At 39.4% G+C, this 16,971-nt stretch carries 15 protein-coding genes; 5 read left to right on the top strand and 10 right to left on the bottom strand.

The window, feature by feature from the left end; genetic code table 11:
• Positions 1–450: 450 nt before the first annotated feature.
• Both CW745_RS09925 and CW745_RS09920 read right to left on the bottom strand, forming a co-directional pair.
• Positions 451–2,865, bottom strand: a complete 2,415-nt coding sequence (locus tag CW745_RS09925) for an FtsX-like permease family protein (protein ID WP_238596773.1) — start codon at positions 2,863–2,865, stop codon at positions 451–453.
• Positions 2,862–3,548, bottom strand: coding sequence for an ABC transporter ATP-binding protein (locus tag CW745_RS09920; RefSeq protein WP_101108490.1), 687 nt, complete (start codon positions 3,546–3,548; stop codon positions 2,862–2,864). The genes CW745_RS09925 and CW745_RS09920 overlap by 4 nt, the downstream gene beginning before the upstream one ends.
• Between CW745_RS09920 and tesA the strand changes: the two genes are divergently transcribed.
• Positions 3,547–4,161, top strand: a complete 615-nt coding sequence (gene tesA, locus CW745_RS09915) for a multifunctional acyl-CoA thioesterase I/protease I/lysophospholipase L1 (protein ID WP_101108489.1) — start codon at positions 3,547–3,549, stop codon at positions 4,159–4,161. The two genes, CW745_RS09920 and tesA, sit on opposite strands and share 2 nt — an antisense overlap.
• 391 nt (positions 4,162–4,552) lie before the next feature.
• Here the strand turns inward: tesA and CW745_RS09910 are convergent, their stop codons facing one another.
• The 7 genes from CW745_RS09910 to CW745_RS09880 form a co-directional block, all read right to left on the bottom strand.
• Entirely contained in the window at positions 4,553–5,266 is a 714-nt protein-coding gene (locus CW745_RS09910) for a transporter substrate-binding domain-containing protein (RefSeq protein ID WP_101108488.1), read from the bottom strand.
• 103 nt (positions 5,267–5,369) lie between these two features.
• Positions 5,370–6,035, bottom strand: a complete 666-nt coding sequence (locus tag CW745_RS09905; RefSeq protein WP_101108487.1) for an HAD family hydrolase — start codon at positions 6,033–6,035, stop codon at positions 5,370–5,372.
• 1 nt (position 6,036) lies between these two features.
• Complete coding sequence (locus CW745_RS09900; RefSeq protein WP_101108486.1) at positions 6,037–7,059, bottom strand: ABC transporter ATP-binding protein; 1,023 nt, start codon at positions 7,057–7,059, stop codon at positions 6,037–6,039.
• The gene (locus tag CW745_RS09895; protein ID WP_101108485.1) at positions 7,056–7,844 is read right to left on the bottom strand and encodes an ABC transporter permease subunit; all 789 of its coding nucleotides are present in this window, start codon (positions 7,842–7,844) and stop codon (positions 7,056–7,058) included. The genes CW745_RS09900 and CW745_RS09895 overlap by 4 nt, the downstream gene beginning before the upstream one ends.
• The gene (locus CW745_RS09890; protein WP_238596772.1) at positions 7,834–8,730 is read right to left on the bottom strand and encodes an ABC transporter permease subunit; all 897 of its coding nucleotides are present in this window, start codon (positions 8,728–8,730) and stop codon (positions 7,834–7,836) included. The genes CW745_RS09895 and CW745_RS09890 overlap by 11 nt, the downstream gene beginning before the upstream one ends.
• Positions 8,727–9,530 carry an alkaline phosphatase family protein gene (locus tag CW745_RS09885; RefSeq protein WP_101108483.1) on the bottom strand — a complete coding sequence of 268 codons (804 nt, stop codon included), beginning with the start codon at positions 9,528–9,530 and terminating at the stop codon, positions 8,727–8,729. The genes CW745_RS09890 and CW745_RS09885 overlap by 4 nt, the downstream gene beginning before the upstream one ends.
• 12 nt (positions 9,531–9,542) lie before the next feature.
• Complete coding sequence (locus tag CW745_RS09880; protein WP_101108482.1) at positions 9,543–10,592, bottom strand: ABC transporter substrate-binding protein; 1,050 nt, start codon at positions 10,590–10,592, stop codon at positions 9,543–9,545.
• 189 nt (positions 10,593–10,781) lie between these two features.
• Here CW745_RS09880 and CW745_RS09875 point away from each other — a divergent pair, with 189 nt between their 5' ends.
• The 4 genes from CW745_RS09875 to CW745_RS09855 all read left to right on the top strand — a co-directional run bounded on the left by CW745_RS09875 (position 10,782) and on the right by CW745_RS09855 (position 16,433).
• Positions 10,782–11,486, top strand: a complete 705-nt coding sequence (locus CW745_RS09875) for a UTRA domain-containing protein (protein WP_101108481.1) — start codon at positions 10,782–10,784, stop codon at positions 11,484–11,486.
• 127 nt (positions 11,487–11,613) lie between these two features.
• Positions 11,614–12,177 (top strand): alkyl hydroperoxide reductase subunit C, encoded by a 564-nt coding sequence (ahpC, locus tag CW745_RS09870; RefSeq protein WP_202973190.1) that lies wholly within the window; start codon positions 11,614–11,616, stop codon positions 12,175–12,177.
• Between the two features lie 136 nt (positions 12,178–12,313).
• On the top strand, positions 12,314–13,882 hold the full coding sequence (gene ahpF, locus CW745_RS09865; RefSeq protein ID WP_101108480.1) for an alkyl hydroperoxide reductase subunit F: 1,569 nt from the start codon (positions 12,314–12,316) through the stop codon (positions 13,880–13,882).
• Positions 13,883–14,156: 274 nt separating this feature from the next.
• Positions 14,157–16,433, top strand: a complete 2,277-nt coding sequence (locus CW745_RS09855) for an EAL domain-containing protein (protein ID WP_101108478.1) — start codon at positions 14,157–14,159, stop codon at positions 16,431–16,433.
• Here CW745_RS09855 and CW745_RS09850 read toward each other — a convergent pair.
• On the bottom strand, positions 16,430–16,909 hold the full coding sequence (locus CW745_RS09850; RefSeq protein ID WP_101108477.1) for a pyrimidine dimer DNA glycosylase/endonuclease V: 480 nt from the start codon (positions 16,907–16,909) through the stop codon (positions 16,430–16,432). The genes CW745_RS09855 and CW745_RS09850 overlap by 4 nt on opposite strands.
• Positions 16,910–16,971: the final 62 nt, after the last annotated feature.

Raw genomic sequence — 16,971 nt, 5'->3', positions numbered from 1 at the left:
TAAAACATTCTCTAAGCCAGCTTAATTGCTGGCTTTTTTAATGTTTAACTCGTCACTTACTCAAGTCCGGAAAGCCTTCTAGTTATACTAAAAGAATTAAAAAGATGATCTATCTTACTTATACCAAATTCACTAAATAACTGATCAATCTTGCTGGTTAAAAGAAGCTATTTCAGCGTTAAAAATTTCGTAAAGGGAACAACCATTTACATCAATTTTCGCCTTGAACTAACTCCTTTTTCCTGCGTAATATTTAATCACTATATTAGCGGAATTGGTATTATTAAAATTTACACTACCTATGATGTGGTACCAATCTGAATAAATAGCTGATCTATTTTCCCTACGCAATACGAGATCACTTTCTAAATTGCATTGCTATTAGACCTAAAACTCCATTCATTATCCTTTGCATAAAATCAGATCGCTTTTTTCATCTTTAAAGCTTACCTAACGCAATGGTTTTAATAGCTGTTTAATCACTGAGCTTAAGCTTAAAAACACAATCGAGACCGCTAATATTGGCAATATTCCCCACATCATTGGGTGGAGTTGTGTCGGTAACTGAAATCCCCATTTCATTAAGCTAAACAGAATCATTTCAGCAGCGATAGCAGCAACTAAACCAGCACTGATAGCCAGCAGGCCATACTCCGCCCACAGTGTGTGGCTTATCCTTTTTTTACTCGCTCCTAACGTGCGGTATAACGTTATCTCACGTTTCCGTTCACTCAGGCTTAAGCGTAATAGCGTGAAAATTAATAAAATACCGCTTACCACACCTAATGATGCAAGACCTGTTAATGACCAAGATATCTGTCTTAATAAGGTCTGTATTTTATTACCCATAGTACGAAAATCTAACAGGCTCACTGTCGGGTATAAACGCGCTAACTGATTAACCAACTCATTTTGTGCTTGCTCTGCTCTAAAGCTAAGCATCCATGTCGCGGGAAGATCAGCAATCACATCTTCACTGAAAATAAAGATGAAATTAGGCTTCATGCTTTGCCATTGCACTTTACGAATAGTATTTACCGTTGCACTAAATACCTGGCTATTAACCTCAAAGGTGAGGCTGTCACCCACTTTGATATTCAAGTCGTTAGCAACTTTCTGCTCTACTGAAACCGTTTGTTTGCCTTCCCACTCACCGCTAACCACCTCATTATATTCAGGCAGTTGTTTAGCCCAAGTAAAGTTAACTTCACGCTGTAATATACGTGGCTGATCCTGCTTATCGCTGAAATATTCATTTGCAGGGATTGTGTTAATTTCTGTAACACGGCCACGAATAATGGCAAAGGCATCACTACGCGGTAAAGTAAAACTATCTACCTGTTGTAGGTACCCTTGTTGCTCTTCGGGGCTAATATTAATCGCAAAAACATTAGGTGCATCGGGTGCAAGCGTCTGTTGCCAATCGCCTAATAGATCGCTTTTAATTAACCAAATTAGCGCCACCAACATAAGCGATCCCGATAGAGCAGCTAACTGCATCATGCTATTTTTAGGGGAACGATTAATACGACTTAGCGCCAAACTAAAGGCGGCTCCCCACTTCAATTTAGCCAGCAGTTGCAACAAGCCATAACTGATTGTGGCCAGAAAAGCGAACAGCAGCAATAACCCACCTAAGACCATCCATACGAGATTATTTGAGCCGTAAAAAAGTGCCAACGCAGTCACCGGTAATAACAATAACCACCAGCTACTTTTAGAATATGTGCTTTTTTGTTGCTGTATGACGTTAATTGCGGGTGCGTCTAATAGACGCGTTAAAGGGATCAACAACGCAGGTAAACCGATACAAAGTGCGACAGCAATAGCAAATAGAAAGGGCTGAACACCGACACTTGGCAATTGCTCAGGTAAAATATCAGCCAGCGGCAAACGCAATAATAGCTCGAGTAACCATCCTAAAAGGCTACCTACAATAAACGCGACGACAAACATGATCAGCACCTGCGTACTTAACCAACGACGCAACCAGATACGACTTGCACCCATGCTTTTTAACATCGATACCGTCTCGCTACGATTTCGTGCATAGTGTAAACAAGTTAAAATGAGCGTCACCGCAGCCATCAAAATAACCATGAGAATAGTCAATGATAGGTATTGCTTAGCTTTATCAATTAAGCCCGCAGTGCGCCCCTGCTTATTTTCATCAACCCAAGATTCACCCGCCTGTAAACTCACTTTATCTTTTAGGGCCTGCAATGCGCTCGCATCACCATTGATAAACAAACGATGACGAACACGACTGCCTATTTGCACCGCGCCTGTTTTCTGTAAATCACTATGATGAATAAACAGATTAGGAATACTATTAAAAGGGTTAAACACAACCTCTGGCGCTTCTTTTATAATGCCTGTTACTTTTAACTCTGCATCACCAATGGCAACGTTATCACCTATCTCAACCTCTAATAATGCCAACAAGCGCAGTGATAACCATAATTCTCCGGGATTAACTTGATTAACCAACTGCTGATTCTCAGCACTTAAAATAAGTTCGCCACGCAAGGGGTAATTACTTTCAACACTTTTTACCGACACCAATTGCATCTTCTTGTCGCTAAATGCCATGGTCTGAAAACGGCTTTGCTCAGAGACAATCAACCCTTGTTGCTCTGCTCGCGCTCGAAGGCTGTCTTCAATGGGGTTTGCCGAACGAAACACTAAATCAGCGGCTAATAACGCTCGCCCTTCATTGGTCATCACTTTTTCGACGCGCAAAGCCAATGTTGATAAAGCCACCACACAGGCAATTATCAAAGTTAATGCAACCATCACCGGCCATAGTTGCCCAAACCAGATCTCTCGCCAACTCCAGCTAATTATCATTTTATTAGATTTCATAGGCTTTCCTGACATTGACCATCGTTAATGATGAGTGTGCGCTGACAACGTTTAGCAAGGTTTGCATCATGCGTCACCAAAATAAGCGTGGTGCCCTGCTCTTTATTCATCTCAAACAGTAACTCAATGATATGTTGTGCTGTCTGCTGATCTAAATTACCCGTCGGTTCATCGGCAAAAAGGACTTTCGGTTGAGTGACAAAGGCACGTGCGAGCGCTACACGTTGCTGTTCGCCACCAGAAAGCTGCGTGGGTAAGTGTGTTTCTCGCCCAGCGAGCCCTACTTCTGCTAATAATTTTTTGGCTCGTTCAGTATTCGTAGCATCGTCTTCATTACCACGTAATACCATCGGCAAAGTGACATTTTGGAAGGCGTTTAGTGATGGAATAAGCAAGAAATTTTGAAACACAAAACCAATCGACTCACCGCGCACTGCAGCACGTTGCTCATCATCCATTTCAGAAATTTTGGCATCTAACAACGTAATAGAACCAGAAGTCGGCTGATCCAACCCCGCTAATAAGCCCATTAATGTTGACTTACCGGCACCAGATGTGCCCATAATTGCAACGGATTCTCCAGCGTTAACGCTAAAAGAAATACCTTTAAGAATAGATAATTGACTATCATTACTGATCACTGATTTAGTAATATTATCAACTTGTATAATGGATTGGCTCATGATTAAACTCACTTTTTTAGTAGTATCAACACTCTGTTCGTTAATGTTTTCATTGATGGTTTACAGTAACACGTTACTGATTGTTGGAGATAGCCTCAGCGCCGGTTATCAAATGCGCAGCGAGCAAAGCTGGCCCGCACTGTTACCTGAAGAGCTACAAAAACAGGGCAAAAAAGTCACCGTAATTAATGCCAGTATTTCAGGGGATACCACGGGTAACGGCGTAGCAAGATTACCTGCGTTATTAAACAAACATCAGCCAGACTATGTATTAATAGAACTCGGGGCAAATGATGGTTTACGCGGTTTTTCACCTAATATTGTCAATAAAAATCTAACCAAGATGATCAATAATATTAAGAAGAATGATGCACGCCCTCTGTTAATGCAAATCCATGTACCTACAAATTATGGTAAACGTTACAGCCAAGCCTTTGCCGGTATTTACCCCACACTTAGTGAACAACACAAAGTACCATTACTGCCCTTCTTTTTAGAGCATGTGATCACCAAGCCCGAATGGATGATGAAAGATGGTTTACACCCTAAAGCTGAAGCACAACCTTGGATTGCACAATTTATGGCACAAGCACTAAGCACTGAAATTAATTAAACTAAGCACTAATACGAATAAAAAACAGCAATAGATCAAAGCTAAAAAGCCACAATGTTGGTTAATGTAAGCGTAAGAGCATTTTAAATCACACCATTGCGCATAATATTGTGATCAGGGCTTGTTGAGGAAAAATGATAGAGCGCAGGCGCATGATTGAGTGAGAGTCAGCTATTGCGATTGAATGCAACGCAGTTATCTATTCTTTTAACCCACAAGGTAGGTCAGATAGTGATTATTTTTAATACTCAGTAGCGTTAGTTTTGCGTAATTCAAGGTCAATTATCGTAACAATAACGAGTTGTTATTAAAAATAATTTAACGCATCAGTGAGTGAAAATAGCGCTGATATTTCACTTTAGTTATCCTGAACTGAGGTTAGATAGATTGGTTAATCTAATTTTTGAATTTTAATAATCGCATTATTTAGCTTGCTCATAAAATCGGGATATTTTTTCAAATACTCTTTACTGATATAGATACCAAAAGGTTTGGATTTCTCTACTACTTCAACATAATCACTCGACTTGTAACCGTAAAACTCAAGCTCTTTGCGAAATACAACAGACGCTAAAAAGACAGCATCAATACGTTTTTTTTCTAATAATAAACGCGGAAACATATACCCCGAATTACTTTTGGTAATACTCTGATAGCCCTGTTTGGTTAGCCAAACATGAGTATTTGAACCATGAATAGTGGCAACATTTGCTGTAGATTTAAAACTATTAGAAGTAGGGTCGAGCTGTTTGTTGGGCGCAAAAAACCAACTCCAGTGATTTATCAGCAACGGCTCACTAAATACAGCAACCTCGTTGCGCTGTTCATTTTCAGAGGCAAGAAAAAAGCCATCGGCTTGCCCACGCACAACTTCACCTAAAGCGCGGGCATAATTAGGGGTTACTCGAAGCTGATAATCAATGCCAATATCTTTCATCACCCGATCAATTAAATTGATACCTATTCCTGAAAAAATACCCTTTTCTTCGCTGGTATAAGGAGGGAATTGTGGGATAACTAGACGCAGAGAGGTAGCGCAAGCATAATGGCTCAACATAAGAGATGCGATCAGACCAAAATTTAAAAACCAACGCCCTATCGCCATAAAAGCTCCTAAGCTACCCTAGACAAAAATATCTATCTCCTAAGTGTATGCACACATAAAGATTTTCACCATCTATTATCATTTATGGATAGCAGAAAAGTGTTTATTTTCCCCATTCATATACCAGCCATTGTTTATTGATTTTTTGCTGTGCGCTTAACTGCGTACAGGGATTGATTAAGTAAGCATGATCCGCGTATAAACATAATGGCAGATCATTAATAGAGTCGGTATAAAAATGAATCTCTTCAAAATCAAACTGTTCGGCTTCTAGCCAATGGTTTAGGCGTTCAATCTTACCCTCTCTATAACTGGCAATACCGGATACTCTATGACTATAACAGCGATCTTCTAAATGAAGGTCAATGCCAATTGCGTGTTCAATGCCAAGGCAAGTAGCAACTTTTTGAACGATAAAAGTAACTGTTGCAGAAATAATAAGTAAAGGTACTTTACCTTCTTTGAGTTGCTGAATTAACGCTAACGCTTCAGGAAAAACCCTTGGCAAAACCACATTTTCAACAAACTGATCGACTAACTTATCAATTTTATCAGCCCTTATTGTTGCAATCGGCGCGAGAGAAAATTGCAGATAAGATGCCATATCCATCTCGCCTTTTGCATAAAGGGCCATCATTTTACGATCTGTTTCAAGGAAATTTGGCTCTGTAATAATCCCCCTTTTCACTAAAAACTCATTCCAAAGCATTGAACAATCACCATTTACCAAGGTGTCATCCATATCAAAAACATGTAGCGCTCGTGGCATATTAAACTCCTACAGGCTGTATTTCATTGAGGTTAAATAGCAATTCAACCTGGCTACCTGCGGGCATCAATCGTTCAGATGAACGGTTTAAAAGATCAACAGTTAATGCTTGTTTTTCTACCGATAAGTTATAGCGAATAATATTACCGAGTAATTGATGAGAAGTTATTTCAGCCATTTTAGGCGCAGAAATATGCGCTGCATAGTGTCGTCCATCTTCTTTGATATAAATCGATTCCGGACGAATCGCAACCTGGCGCTGGCCACTATCAATCTTGAACCAGTTTTTAGCGATATCAGCTTCAATCAGGTTATAGTGCCCCATAAAGCGAGCGACAAATTCATTCGCCGGCTTGGTATATATCTCTTCTGGTGCCCCCTGCTGAACAATCTTTCCTTGATTCATTAAAAAAATTCTATCTGACATCAACATCGCTTCCTCTTGATCATGAGTCACAAATATTGTGGTCAAGTTAAGCTCTTTTTGAATATCTAAAATTTGCTGTCTTAGGTTCTTTCTGATTTTTGCATCGAGCGCAGAAAGAGGCTCATCAAGCAATAATATTCTTGGCTTTACAACCAGAGCTCTGGCTAATGCAACACGTTGTCGTTGCCCACCTGATAGCTCATGTGGGTAAAATTTTTCTTTACCATTTAGCTCAACAAGCGTGAGAATTTTTTGTAATTCTGGTTGCGCTTGCTTTTTGTTAATGCCCTTCATTTTTAGACCAAATGCGACATTATCTTCCACCGTCATATTAGGAAATAACGCATAGGATTGAAAAACCATCCCTATTTCTCGGTGTTGTGGTGGCGTATGAGTAATATCGATACCATCAACCCAAATCTCGCCTTTATTGGCAAGATCGAGTCCAGCTAAGGTGCGAAGTAGTGTCGATTTACCACAACCACTGGGTCCTAGCAAAGTAACAAACTCACCTTTATTAATGCTAAATTCAATATTTTCAAAAACGCTTACATCACCAAAACGCTTACTCAGCTGATTAATTTTTACGTAACTCATTGATTGGTTCCTCTGGTTAAACGACTAGCGAGCCAAGTGCACAAAAAGATAAAGGCAAAATAGGTCATCACAAGTGCGGATGTAAAATGGCCACTGGTTTGTCGCATGTTATATAGGTAGATTTGCAACGTTTCGTAACGCGTTCCAACCAAAATATTGGCAAAGACAAACTCGCCAAGCAGGAATGAAAAAGACAAAAATAACGAAGCAAGTAACCCTTTTTTTAAGTTTGGTAGAATGATTAATAGAAATGCTTTTGTCGTGCTTGCCCCTAAAAGGTGGGCAGCATCGATCAAATCTTTCAAATTGATCGCAGTAAAGCTATTTGCCACAGCACGATACATAAAAGGCAAAGCGATAGTGAAATAGGTCGCAATTAATATCCACGGCGTCCCAATGAGCTGAATTGAACTGCCTGCATATAGTTGCAATAAACCAACAGAAGAAACGACGGGAGGCACTGCAAATGGTAATAATATTAAAAGGTTCATCACTTTATCGAGTTTAGGGTAATAGTAAAACACCACAAAAATCATCGGTAATACCAATACCGTCGCTAATAACAGCGCACTAAGACAAATAAGTAATGAACGCCCAAAAGCATCAATAAAACGCGGATCCGTTAATAAGGCGTTGTACCATTTAAAGCTAAAGCCATCGGGTAAAATCGTTGCTCCCCAGCTTGATGAGAGCGAGTAAATAAAGGTCGCTAATATCGGTAAAAAAAGTAATGTAGAAATACTATAAACAACACTTTTATGTACAAATTGTTTACTACTTTGCATAACAACTCCGCGCAATTAACCATTGATTGATGGCTGTAATAAAAAAAAGTAGAAGCATCAATAGCACTGAAATAGCGGCGGCTAAATTAGGCTCTAAAAAAAGATCGCCAGAGACTAAACTCGCGACTCTAATGGTTATCATGTTGTAATTACCTGAGGTCAACGCATAAACACTGGCATAAGCACCAATCGCGTTAGCAAACAAAATAATGAAAGTACCCAACAATGCAGGAGAAAGAATTGGTAAGCCTATTTTGATCCAATATTTAAAAGGGCTTGACCCCAATAATAAAGCGGCTTCGTAGGCATCTTTTTTCAGCGCATCAAAGGCTGGATAAAGTAATAATATGCCCAGTGGAATTTGAAAATAGGTGTATAGGGTTAGTAACCCCCAACGGCTGTATAGGTTAAAGTCTTCAATAAGCCCCCATTGCTTTAATAGCAAAGTGACTGCGCCATTGGTACCTAAAATAATGATAAAAGCAAAAGCTAAAGGAACACCTGCAAAGTTACTACTCATATTCGTGAAGGCGATAATCGCTTCTTTTAAACGATTATTCAGGTGCCTAAGTGATGACACAAAAAAAGCGGCTAGCATTAACCCTACTAAACTTGACCAAAAACTGATCCAGATACTGTTACTAAAGCTTTGTAATATAAACGTTGAATCAAAGATTTCTTGGTAGTTCTCTAATGACCAGTTCCCTTCATAAATAAAGCTATTAATAAATACCCATATCATTGGCGCAATTTGAAATAGATAAAAAAACAACGCAAAAGGGATAAGCCACAATGCTGGTTTATATTGATGGAGTATTAACAACAAGCTCGATTGTTTCGGCTCGTTATTTACTTGTGTCGCTAATGAAATTGTTTTGCTGTTCACAGTAAACATTCCTTATTAAAGGGTTTTGTATGCGCCAGTCCCAATAATTCACATAACACTCCACAAAGCTCTGTTTGTTTGATGATCGTAGCGTGATGACTAAACTGCTCACCAATGAAATAAAGCGGTACTTCACGCTCTTCCTGAAGTGTTCCACCATGAGTTTTATCGTTATTCATACCATGATCACTGGTGATAACTATTTGATAACCTTGCGCTATCCACTTAGGCATAAACTCAGAGAGAACAATATCTGCATGACGAGCCGTATTACGGTATTGTGCAGAATCTAAACCATATTGATGGCCGGCATCATCAATATTCATTGGATGAATAAGTAAAAAATCTGGGTCGTATTGTGTGCGCAGGTATTCACCATCAAGAAACAAAGCTTCATCGGGATAATGATCCCAATGATAAAAAATACCGTGCTGAATATTCAGATCATGATCATTAGTATGGCGGTCACGCTGCGCGTTATAAGGAGAAATATTATATAGCTCACTGACCCAATGATAGGCAGCGGCTGCTGTTTTCTTATTCTGCTCCTTCGCTAAACTAAAGACCGATGCTAAGTGTGAGTTACGCGTGATGTTGTTATGTACGATGCCACTTTTAACTGGTGCCACCCCCGTTAAAATACATTCGTATAAAGGGCGAGACAGTGAGGGTAACTCACTCGTTAACGTATATTGACTTGCCATCTTGTGCTCTATTAAACCAGATAAGTAGCCCATGCACTGCTGGGCTACTTTTTGATTTAAGCCATCAAGAACAACAAGAATCACCTTATTATTCATTTAAAGTCTCAATTATTGTTGATGGATAAGCACATTTTCTTGCCATGCACGTGGTAGTTTACGCGCCGATTTTTCCCATGCGGCAAAATCAGAGATTGGGTGAGCAGATTTATATTGCACATTGGCAATCAGCTTTGCTTGTGTTTCCGCAGGTAGTTCAACATTAGTACGAATTGGACGAGCATATCCATTGGCTAAGTTAATCTGCCCTGCATCACTGAAGATATATTCACGTGCTAATTTGGCAGCATTGGCATTTTTAGCGTATTTGTTAATAATTGTCGTATAACCAGAGGTCACAGAACCATCTTGTGGAATACCAACAGTAAAGCGCGAACGATCGATACTATCGCGATAGTTAAGGGCATTAAAATCCCACATTACCGCTACTTCGATCTCACCTTTTTCTAGATTAGCAACGCTTGGATCTGTATAAGAAAGGCGTCCTTGCTTGGCCAGTTTTGCGAAAAATTCAATCGCTGGTTTTAGATTCGATTCATTACCACCATTTGCATAAGCGGCGGCTAGTACTGCATTGTTCGCTTGCGAAGCCACGCCAACATCGCCAACGGTTACTTTGTAATCGCCCTCTAATAAATCAGCCCAAGTTTTAGGTGCATTTTTAACTAAATTATTATTCGAAATGAAAGAGATAGTGCCAGTATAAGCAAGTGCCCAGTGACCATCTTTATCTTTTGCCCAATCTGGTATCTCATTCCAAGTCGTTGGTTTGTAAGGTTGTGTAACTCCTTTTTTAGTCGCAACACGCGCAAATGCAAAACCCACATCACCAATATCAGCAGTGGCGTTTTGTTTTTCAGCTTCAAACTTTGCGATCTCTTGCGCAGAACTCATGTCAGTATCTTGATGCTTGATATTATAATTTTGCTTCAAGTCAGCCCATGTATCTTTCCAGTTTGCCCAACTGTCAGGCATACCGACACTGTATACTTGTCCCTCTTTTTGCGCAGCTTTAATCAGTGAATCGATTGATTCCGAGGCACAAACATTATGAGCAATTGATAATGCAAGTAGTGCTGTTGTGGCTTTAAAAGTTTTCATTGTATTTCCATCCTGTGCGTTAGCGTTATTTGGACTAGTCCAGTTGACCAGATCAATGCTACTTCAGTAATATTTCAATTTGTTTACAGTCAATTAAGTTTTATTTGCGCATCAATAAGGTTGCATATTGTGTTTTTTATCGTTTAAATAAAAGAAACCAACTTTTTTACTGGGCTAGACCACACTGATATGACAAATAAGCTTTCGAAAAATATTAAAGAGGTCTTACGAGATCAAATTAGCGGTAAATGCTGGTTACCTTTACAAAAAATCCCATCAGAACGAGAGTTAAGTGAGCTTTTTTCAATCACTCGAATCAGTGTAAAAAGTGCACTGGATGCATTAGAGATTGAAGGATTGATTTATCGAGAAGATCGTCGAGGCTGGTTTGTTTCTCCCCCTAGAATTAGCTATAACCCACTATCAAGATGTCATTTTCATCAAATGATACGTGACCAACAACGTGTTGCTAAAACACAACTTTTAAACGTTAAAAGCATCATGGCCCCAAGTGCAATTGCAAACACCTTGCAACGCGCTGAGCTCACTGAAATTCATGTTATTGAACGCTTACGTTATATTGATGGGCGAGCAGTGCTATATGTTGAAAATTGTCTCATTAGTGACTATTTCCCAGATATATTAACTGAAGATCTCGCGCAATCATTAACCATGCTTTATGAAAAAAAATATGGATTTATAAATAGCCAATCTGACTTTGACTTTATTCCTACAGCAGCACCGGAACATGTTGCTCAAGCACTGAACATGCGGGCTGGGCAACAGATCTTAAAGATCTGCCGTATCAATTATAATCAGCACCATCAGGTCATTGATTGTGAATTTGAATATTGGCGCCCCGATGCCATGATGATCAGTATTAGAAACCGTTAACTCACACATCAAAACCTATCAATACAATAGAAACAAACGAATTTACCTATTAAAAAAGTTGTCGCATACTTTGTTCATCGGTTAGGGAGACCTAATCAACAATGCAAATTACTTACTTAAATAGGATATCAACATGATTAATACTGAAATTAAACCTTTCAACGCAACAGCTTTCAAACAGGGCGAGTTTGTAGAGATCTCTGAGCAAGATGTAAAAGGTAAATGGTCTATCTTTTTCTTCTACCCAGCTGATTTTACTTTTGTTTGTCCGACTGAATTAGGTGATGTCGCAGACCACTACGAAGAGTTACAAAAACGTGGTGTTGAAGTTTACTCAGTGTCTACTGACACGCACTTTACACACAAAGCATGGCACGACAGCTCTGAGACAATCGGCAAAATCAACTACTTCATGGTTGGCGATCAGTCAGGCAACCTAACGAACAACTTCGGTGTAATGCGTGAAGGTCAAGGTCTTGCAGACCGTGCAACGTTCTTAGTTGACCCACAAGGTATCATCCAAGCAATGGAAATTACCGCTGAAGGTATTGGCCGTGATGCAGACGACCTGTTGCGTAAAGTGAAAGCCGCACAATATGTGGCAGCAAATCCAGGCGAAGTTTGCCCAGCTAAGTGGAAAGAGGGCGAAGCAACACTCGCACCATCACTTGACCTCGTAGGTAAAATCTAATCCTAGTTAGAGAAATATAATCAGACCTCAGTAACAGCGAACGTGGCTGAGGTCATTTAAAAATAGGTTTTAGATATTAAAAACCAATTTTTAAATGCACTGTCGTTAGATACAAGCACAATATAAAGGTGACTCTATGTTAGACCAAAACATGAAAACGCAACTTAAAGCCTACTTACAAAACCTTAAAACAGAGGTGCAACTTGTTCTTAGCTTAGATGAAAGCGAAACAGCAACAAAATTACGCGACTTAGCCAATCAGATAGCGACATTACACGACAAAGTGAGTGTCGTTGAAGATGCAGCGGCGAGCACACGTAAACCAGTTATGCAGGTCATCAACCCTGTTAAAGAAACCGCAATTGGTTTTGCTGGATTACCGATGGGGCATGAGTTCACTTCATTAGTGCTAGCACTGCTTCACAGTGGCGGGCACCCAATGAAACTGGACCAAGAAGTGATTGCTCAGATCGCTCGTCTTGAAGGTGAATTGAACTTTGAAATATTCATTTCGCTTAGCTGTCAGAACTGCCCAGATGTCGTACAGGCATTAAATATGATGGCTGCCATCAACCCGAATATTAAAACAACCATGATTGATGGAGCGGCTTTTCAAGATGAAGTGACGCAACGTAACATTATGGCTGTACCTAGCGTGTACCTTAATGGAGAAGTCTTTACGCAAGGGCGTATCTCATTAACAGAGATCTTAAACAAAGTTGATAGTGGTGCTGCTGAGCAACAAGCTGAAGCACTTAAAGAGAAAGACCCATATGAAGTACTCGTCGTTGGCGGTGGTCCAGCTGGTGCGTCTGCTGCCATTTATGCAGCCCGTAAAGGGATACGTACAGGTGTTGTGGCTGAGCGCTTTGGTGGGCAAGTGATGGACACCATGGGCATCGAAAACTTTATATCAGTCAAAGCCACTGAAGGACCTAAACTCGCAGCCGCTTTAGAAGAACATGTCAAAGAGTATGATGTTGATCTTATTAACGAACAACGTGCAGACAGCATCGTTAGCGCTGAAAAAACAGAGGATGGCTACATTCATGTATCCCTTGAAAGTGGTGCAACTTTAAAAAGCCGTAGCGTCATATTATCAACCGGTGCACGCTGGAGAGAGATGAATGTACCCGGTGAGCAAGAATACCGAAATAAAGGGGTCGCATATTGCCCGCACTGCGATGGCCCATTATTTAAAGGTAAAAAAGTCGCAGTAATTGGTGGCGGTAATTCCGGCATTGAAGCAGCTATTGATCTCGCAGGTATTGTTGAACACGTCACCGTTCTAGAGTTTGCCGACACATTACGTGCTGACCAAGTTTTGGTGGATAAAGCGAATAGCATGGCTAATATCGATATTATTAAACAGGCACAAACAACTGAAGTGATTGGCGATGGTACACGCGTTACTGCACTTAACTACACAGATAGAGCGAGCGGAGAAGCGAAACAGTTACAATTAGCAGGTATTTTTGTGCAAATTGGCTTGATACCTAACAGCGATTTCTTAAAAAGCAGTGAAGTTACATTGTCTGCACACGGTGAAATCGAAGTAAATGCTAAGGGAGAAACATCAGTACCGGGCATATTTGCAGCTGGCGATGTCACTACAGTGCCTTATAAACAGATAATTATTGCCATGGGCGAAGGCTCTAAAGCTAGCTTAAGCGCATTTGATTATTTAATCCGTACTCCGCTGTAAACACTTTTCAGAGACTTCTATTATCAAGTGATGAGCAGAGCATGCCCATCACTCTTCACCCTTCTTATTTTATCTAAAATACTATTCGTACCGGCAAATCCTTCCCTCGAAAAAGCGTTGTTTATAAAAACACACTTTATCAGGTAAAGCGCCTCTACTTTCTAACCCTATACGCTTCTTTGGGCTATCCTTTTGATCTAGATTTAATATATTGTTGCTCATATCAAGAAATTTTTTATAAGCAACCAAGATAATCATATAGGGCAATGGTTGCATGGCACTCATTAACAAAAACATCTGGCTAGCATTTTATTTGGTGACAATAGTTTGGTCTGTCTCATTAGGCCTCTCTTGTTACAGCACTTATCAGCGAGTCTATAATGAGTTTATCAGCGAGCAGATGAGCTTAACCACCATGGCTAAAAACTCACTACAAGCTGCGTTTAAACAATATGAAACGATTCTTAATATTGTGGCCAGCCAGCTAATAAAAGAAAATCAATTAACCGATCAGCAGGCCATAAAATCATTAATGGAAGGAACGACTAACCTTGATTCAACAATCAGTGGTTTTGCGCTGTTTAATCTCGATGGAACTGTGCATACCAGTGTGCCTGAAAGTACCGTTGCAAAAGAAGCTTCACTATTAAGCATTCAAGCTAGCCAAGCATCATTTCATAACACCCTAAACTCAGATTCAATGATTATTGGTCGTACCTACTTTAGCCATCAGTTAAATGAACTCATTATCCCCTTTAGATTAGCCATTCGTGATGCAAGTGGAAGAGCAAGTTTCGTCTTATCTCTCGCAGTTAGTCTGGATAAAGGCTTTGATTTCTTTGTCCATAATGCCAACGAGAGTGGCTTATATAACACTTACCTATATCGCGATACAGATCGTTATTTTCAGCTTGCTCCTCTTGATAAAATACACGATACAAATATTTACCAATATCAAATATCGCAATCAGATATTGATAAAGCCATTAAACATTTAGCAACGATTATAGATACCCCTTACGCCCAGCTAAAGCAAGATGAAGTGGTTATTGTTAACGAGAATAAACACCCGGCTAGGCAGTCACTCGACGCCTCTGTTTATATGAAGGATTATAAATTGTGGTTAGTCACTGCAGTGAAATTTGAACAAATACAACAAAACTTTATAGACAAAGTCAGCGTACTTATTGCCGTCCATTTTTTCTCTATTATCTTAATTTACCTCCTGTTTAAAAATATCGCTGCCAGTGAAAAAAAGAAAACACGTGAGTTAGCTTTTCAAGCAAACCATGATTATTTAACACATCTATACAATCGATTTTATTTTGATAGCTACCTCGCCAGTATTAAAAATAATATCGAGTTTTCACTTATCTATTTAGATATTGACCATTTTAAAAGTATCAATGATAGCTTTGGCCATTTGATTGGCGATCAACTATTAAAAAGTATCGCGACAAAGATAAATTCGATTGCAGCAAAAGAGGATTTAGTGATTCGTGCCAACAGTGATGAGTTTGTACTTATTACGTTTAACAAAAGTCGCCAGCAAACAGAAGTTATTTGCGAACGATTACGTATCACGTTAGATAAACCAATACGCATTAATGAGGCAGAAATAATGCTCAGCGTAAGCATTGGCGTCTCATTTTATCCACAAGATAGCGATAATCCACAGGAGATTAAACGCAATGCAGATTTAGCAATGGATAACGCTAAAAAAGAGCGTAACTGCACGGTTTTCTTTAATCAGGTCTTACTTAATGCTTATTTAGAGCAATGCAATATAGAAAACGAACTAAAAAGAGCGCTGGCAAATCAAGAGTTTTTCATGCTCTATCAGCCTCAGGTTACGGCCAGTGGCAAACTAGTTGGTGTCGAAGCACTGATCCGTTGGAAAAATGAAAAGCTTGGCATGATGCCCCCTGATAAATTTATTCCTATTGCAGAATCGCTAGGCATGATGGATAAAATTGGTAATTTTGTCATCGAGCGTAGCCTTAGCGATATGAGCATACTTCAAAAACGTATCACTATTCCCTTTAGTCTGTCTATTAACGCATCGGTTAAACAATTCAACAACATTCATTTTTTCAAACAGTTAATGCAACGTATTGAGCAATTCGATTTTGCAACAGAAAGGCTAATAATTGAAGTCACAGAAAGCGTACTTATTGAGGATGTCGATAGCATAAAAGACTTAATGAAAAACCTAAAAGAGCAAGGAATTCGCCTTTCATTGGATGATTTTGGTACCGGTTACTCATCACTCAGTCTGTTAAATAACTTACCGATTGATGAATTAAAAATCGATAAGTCATTTGTTGATAATGTCATTAACGATAAAGACACACGTGCGATGATCAACACTATCATCTCCCTAGCTAAAAATAAAAAGATGAAAACGGTGGCAGAGGGGGTAGAGTGTAAAGAGATGTTACAGGCCTTAGATAAACTAGATTGCGATATTTACCAAGGCTATTATTTCTCTAAGCCGATTGATAAACATCAACTTGAGCAATTTGCTTTACAACATCAAAACGATATTTAACCGTCAAATGATGAATTAAACCAATGAGGTGGATTACGTTTTGTCCATTTCGCAAATCTCGCTTTATCGCCGTTATAAAAGTTTCGATAGGCAGTGATGGCATCATTAGGGACTTTAAACTGCTCTGGCATTGCCTGTGGGAAAGGAGTTAACCCGATAGCAGGAAACGTAATGCCTTCTATTTTTTTCAATGTTGCCATCGATTTATGATCCTCAGTTTTATCATAGCGAAACTTATATTCATCGTTTAGCGCAATGGTTAAGGCTTTTAACCATAAAAAATTATCGTAGGATTTTTCAACCCATAATACTGAAGGATGTTTAATATGAGTGGATTTATAAGGCGTTTCAAATCCTTTTTTATTCAGAGCGGTACATAACAGCTGTACGCTTTCTAAGATCATCTTAACGACATGCTGATCGCAATGATATTGCGCACAACGCGTGATCTCATCATCCAAAATAAAAATATTCATTCACTCTCTCCAATTTTATTTCATCACTTTTAACTACTGGTCGCATTGCCGATAAATATGTG

It is taken from the genome of Psychromonas sp. psych-6C06, assembly GCF_002835465.1.
Lineage (GTDB): Bacteria > Pseudomonadota > Gammaproteobacteria > Enterobacterales > Psychromonadaceae > Psychromonas.
This window is presented reverse-complemented; position numbering and strand designations above follow the sequence as displayed.

Coding starts and splice junctions, on each gene's coding strand:
- CW745_RS09920 (WP_101108490.1), bottom strand. CDS start 3,548: ATGAGCCAATCCATTATACAAGTTGATAATATTACTAAATCAGTGATC.
- CW745_RS09925 (WP_238596773.1), bottom strand. CDS start 2,865: ATGAAATCTAATAAAATGATAATTAGCTGGAGTTGGCGAGAGATCTGG.
- ahpF (WP_101108480.1), top strand. CDS start 12,314: ATGTTAGACCAAAACATGAAAACGCAACTTAAAGCCTACTTACAAAAC.
- CW745_RS09875 (WP_101108481.1), top strand. CDS start 10,782: ATGACAAATAAGCTTTCGAAAAATATTAAAGAGGTCTTACGAGATCAA.
- CW745_RS09850 (WP_101108477.1), bottom strand. CDS start 16,909: ATGAATATTTTTATTTTGGATGATGAGATCACGCGTTGTGCGCAATAT.
- CW745_RS09880 (WP_101108482.1), bottom strand. CDS start 10,592: ATGAAAACTTTTAAAGCCACAACAGCACTACTTGCATTATCAATTGCT.
- CW745_RS09910 (WP_101108488.1), bottom strand. CDS start 5,266: ATGGCGATAGGGCGTTGGTTTTTAAATTTTGGTCTGATCGCATCTCTT.
- CW745_RS09885 (WP_101108483.1), bottom strand. CDS start 9,530: ATGAATAATAAGGTGATTCTTGTTGTTCTTGATGGCTTAAATCAAAAA.
- CW745_RS09900 (WP_101108486.1), bottom strand. CDS start 7,059: ATGAGTTACGTAAAAATTAATCAGCTGAGTAAGCGTTTTGGTGATGTA.
- CW745_RS09855 (WP_101108478.1), top strand. CDS start 14,157: ATGGCACTCATTAACAAAAACATCTGGCTAGCATTTTATTTGGTGACA.
- CW745_RS09905 (WP_101108487.1), bottom strand. CDS start 6,035: ATGCCACGAGCGCTACATGTTTTTGATATGGATGACACCTTGGTAAAT.
- tesA (WP_101108489.1), top strand. CDS start 3,547: ATGATTAAACTCACTTTTTTAGTAGTATCAACACTCTGTTCGTTAATG.
- CW745_RS09895 (WP_101108485.1), bottom strand. CDS start 7,844: ATGCAAAGTAGTAAACAATTTGTACATAAAAGTGTTGTTTATAGTATT.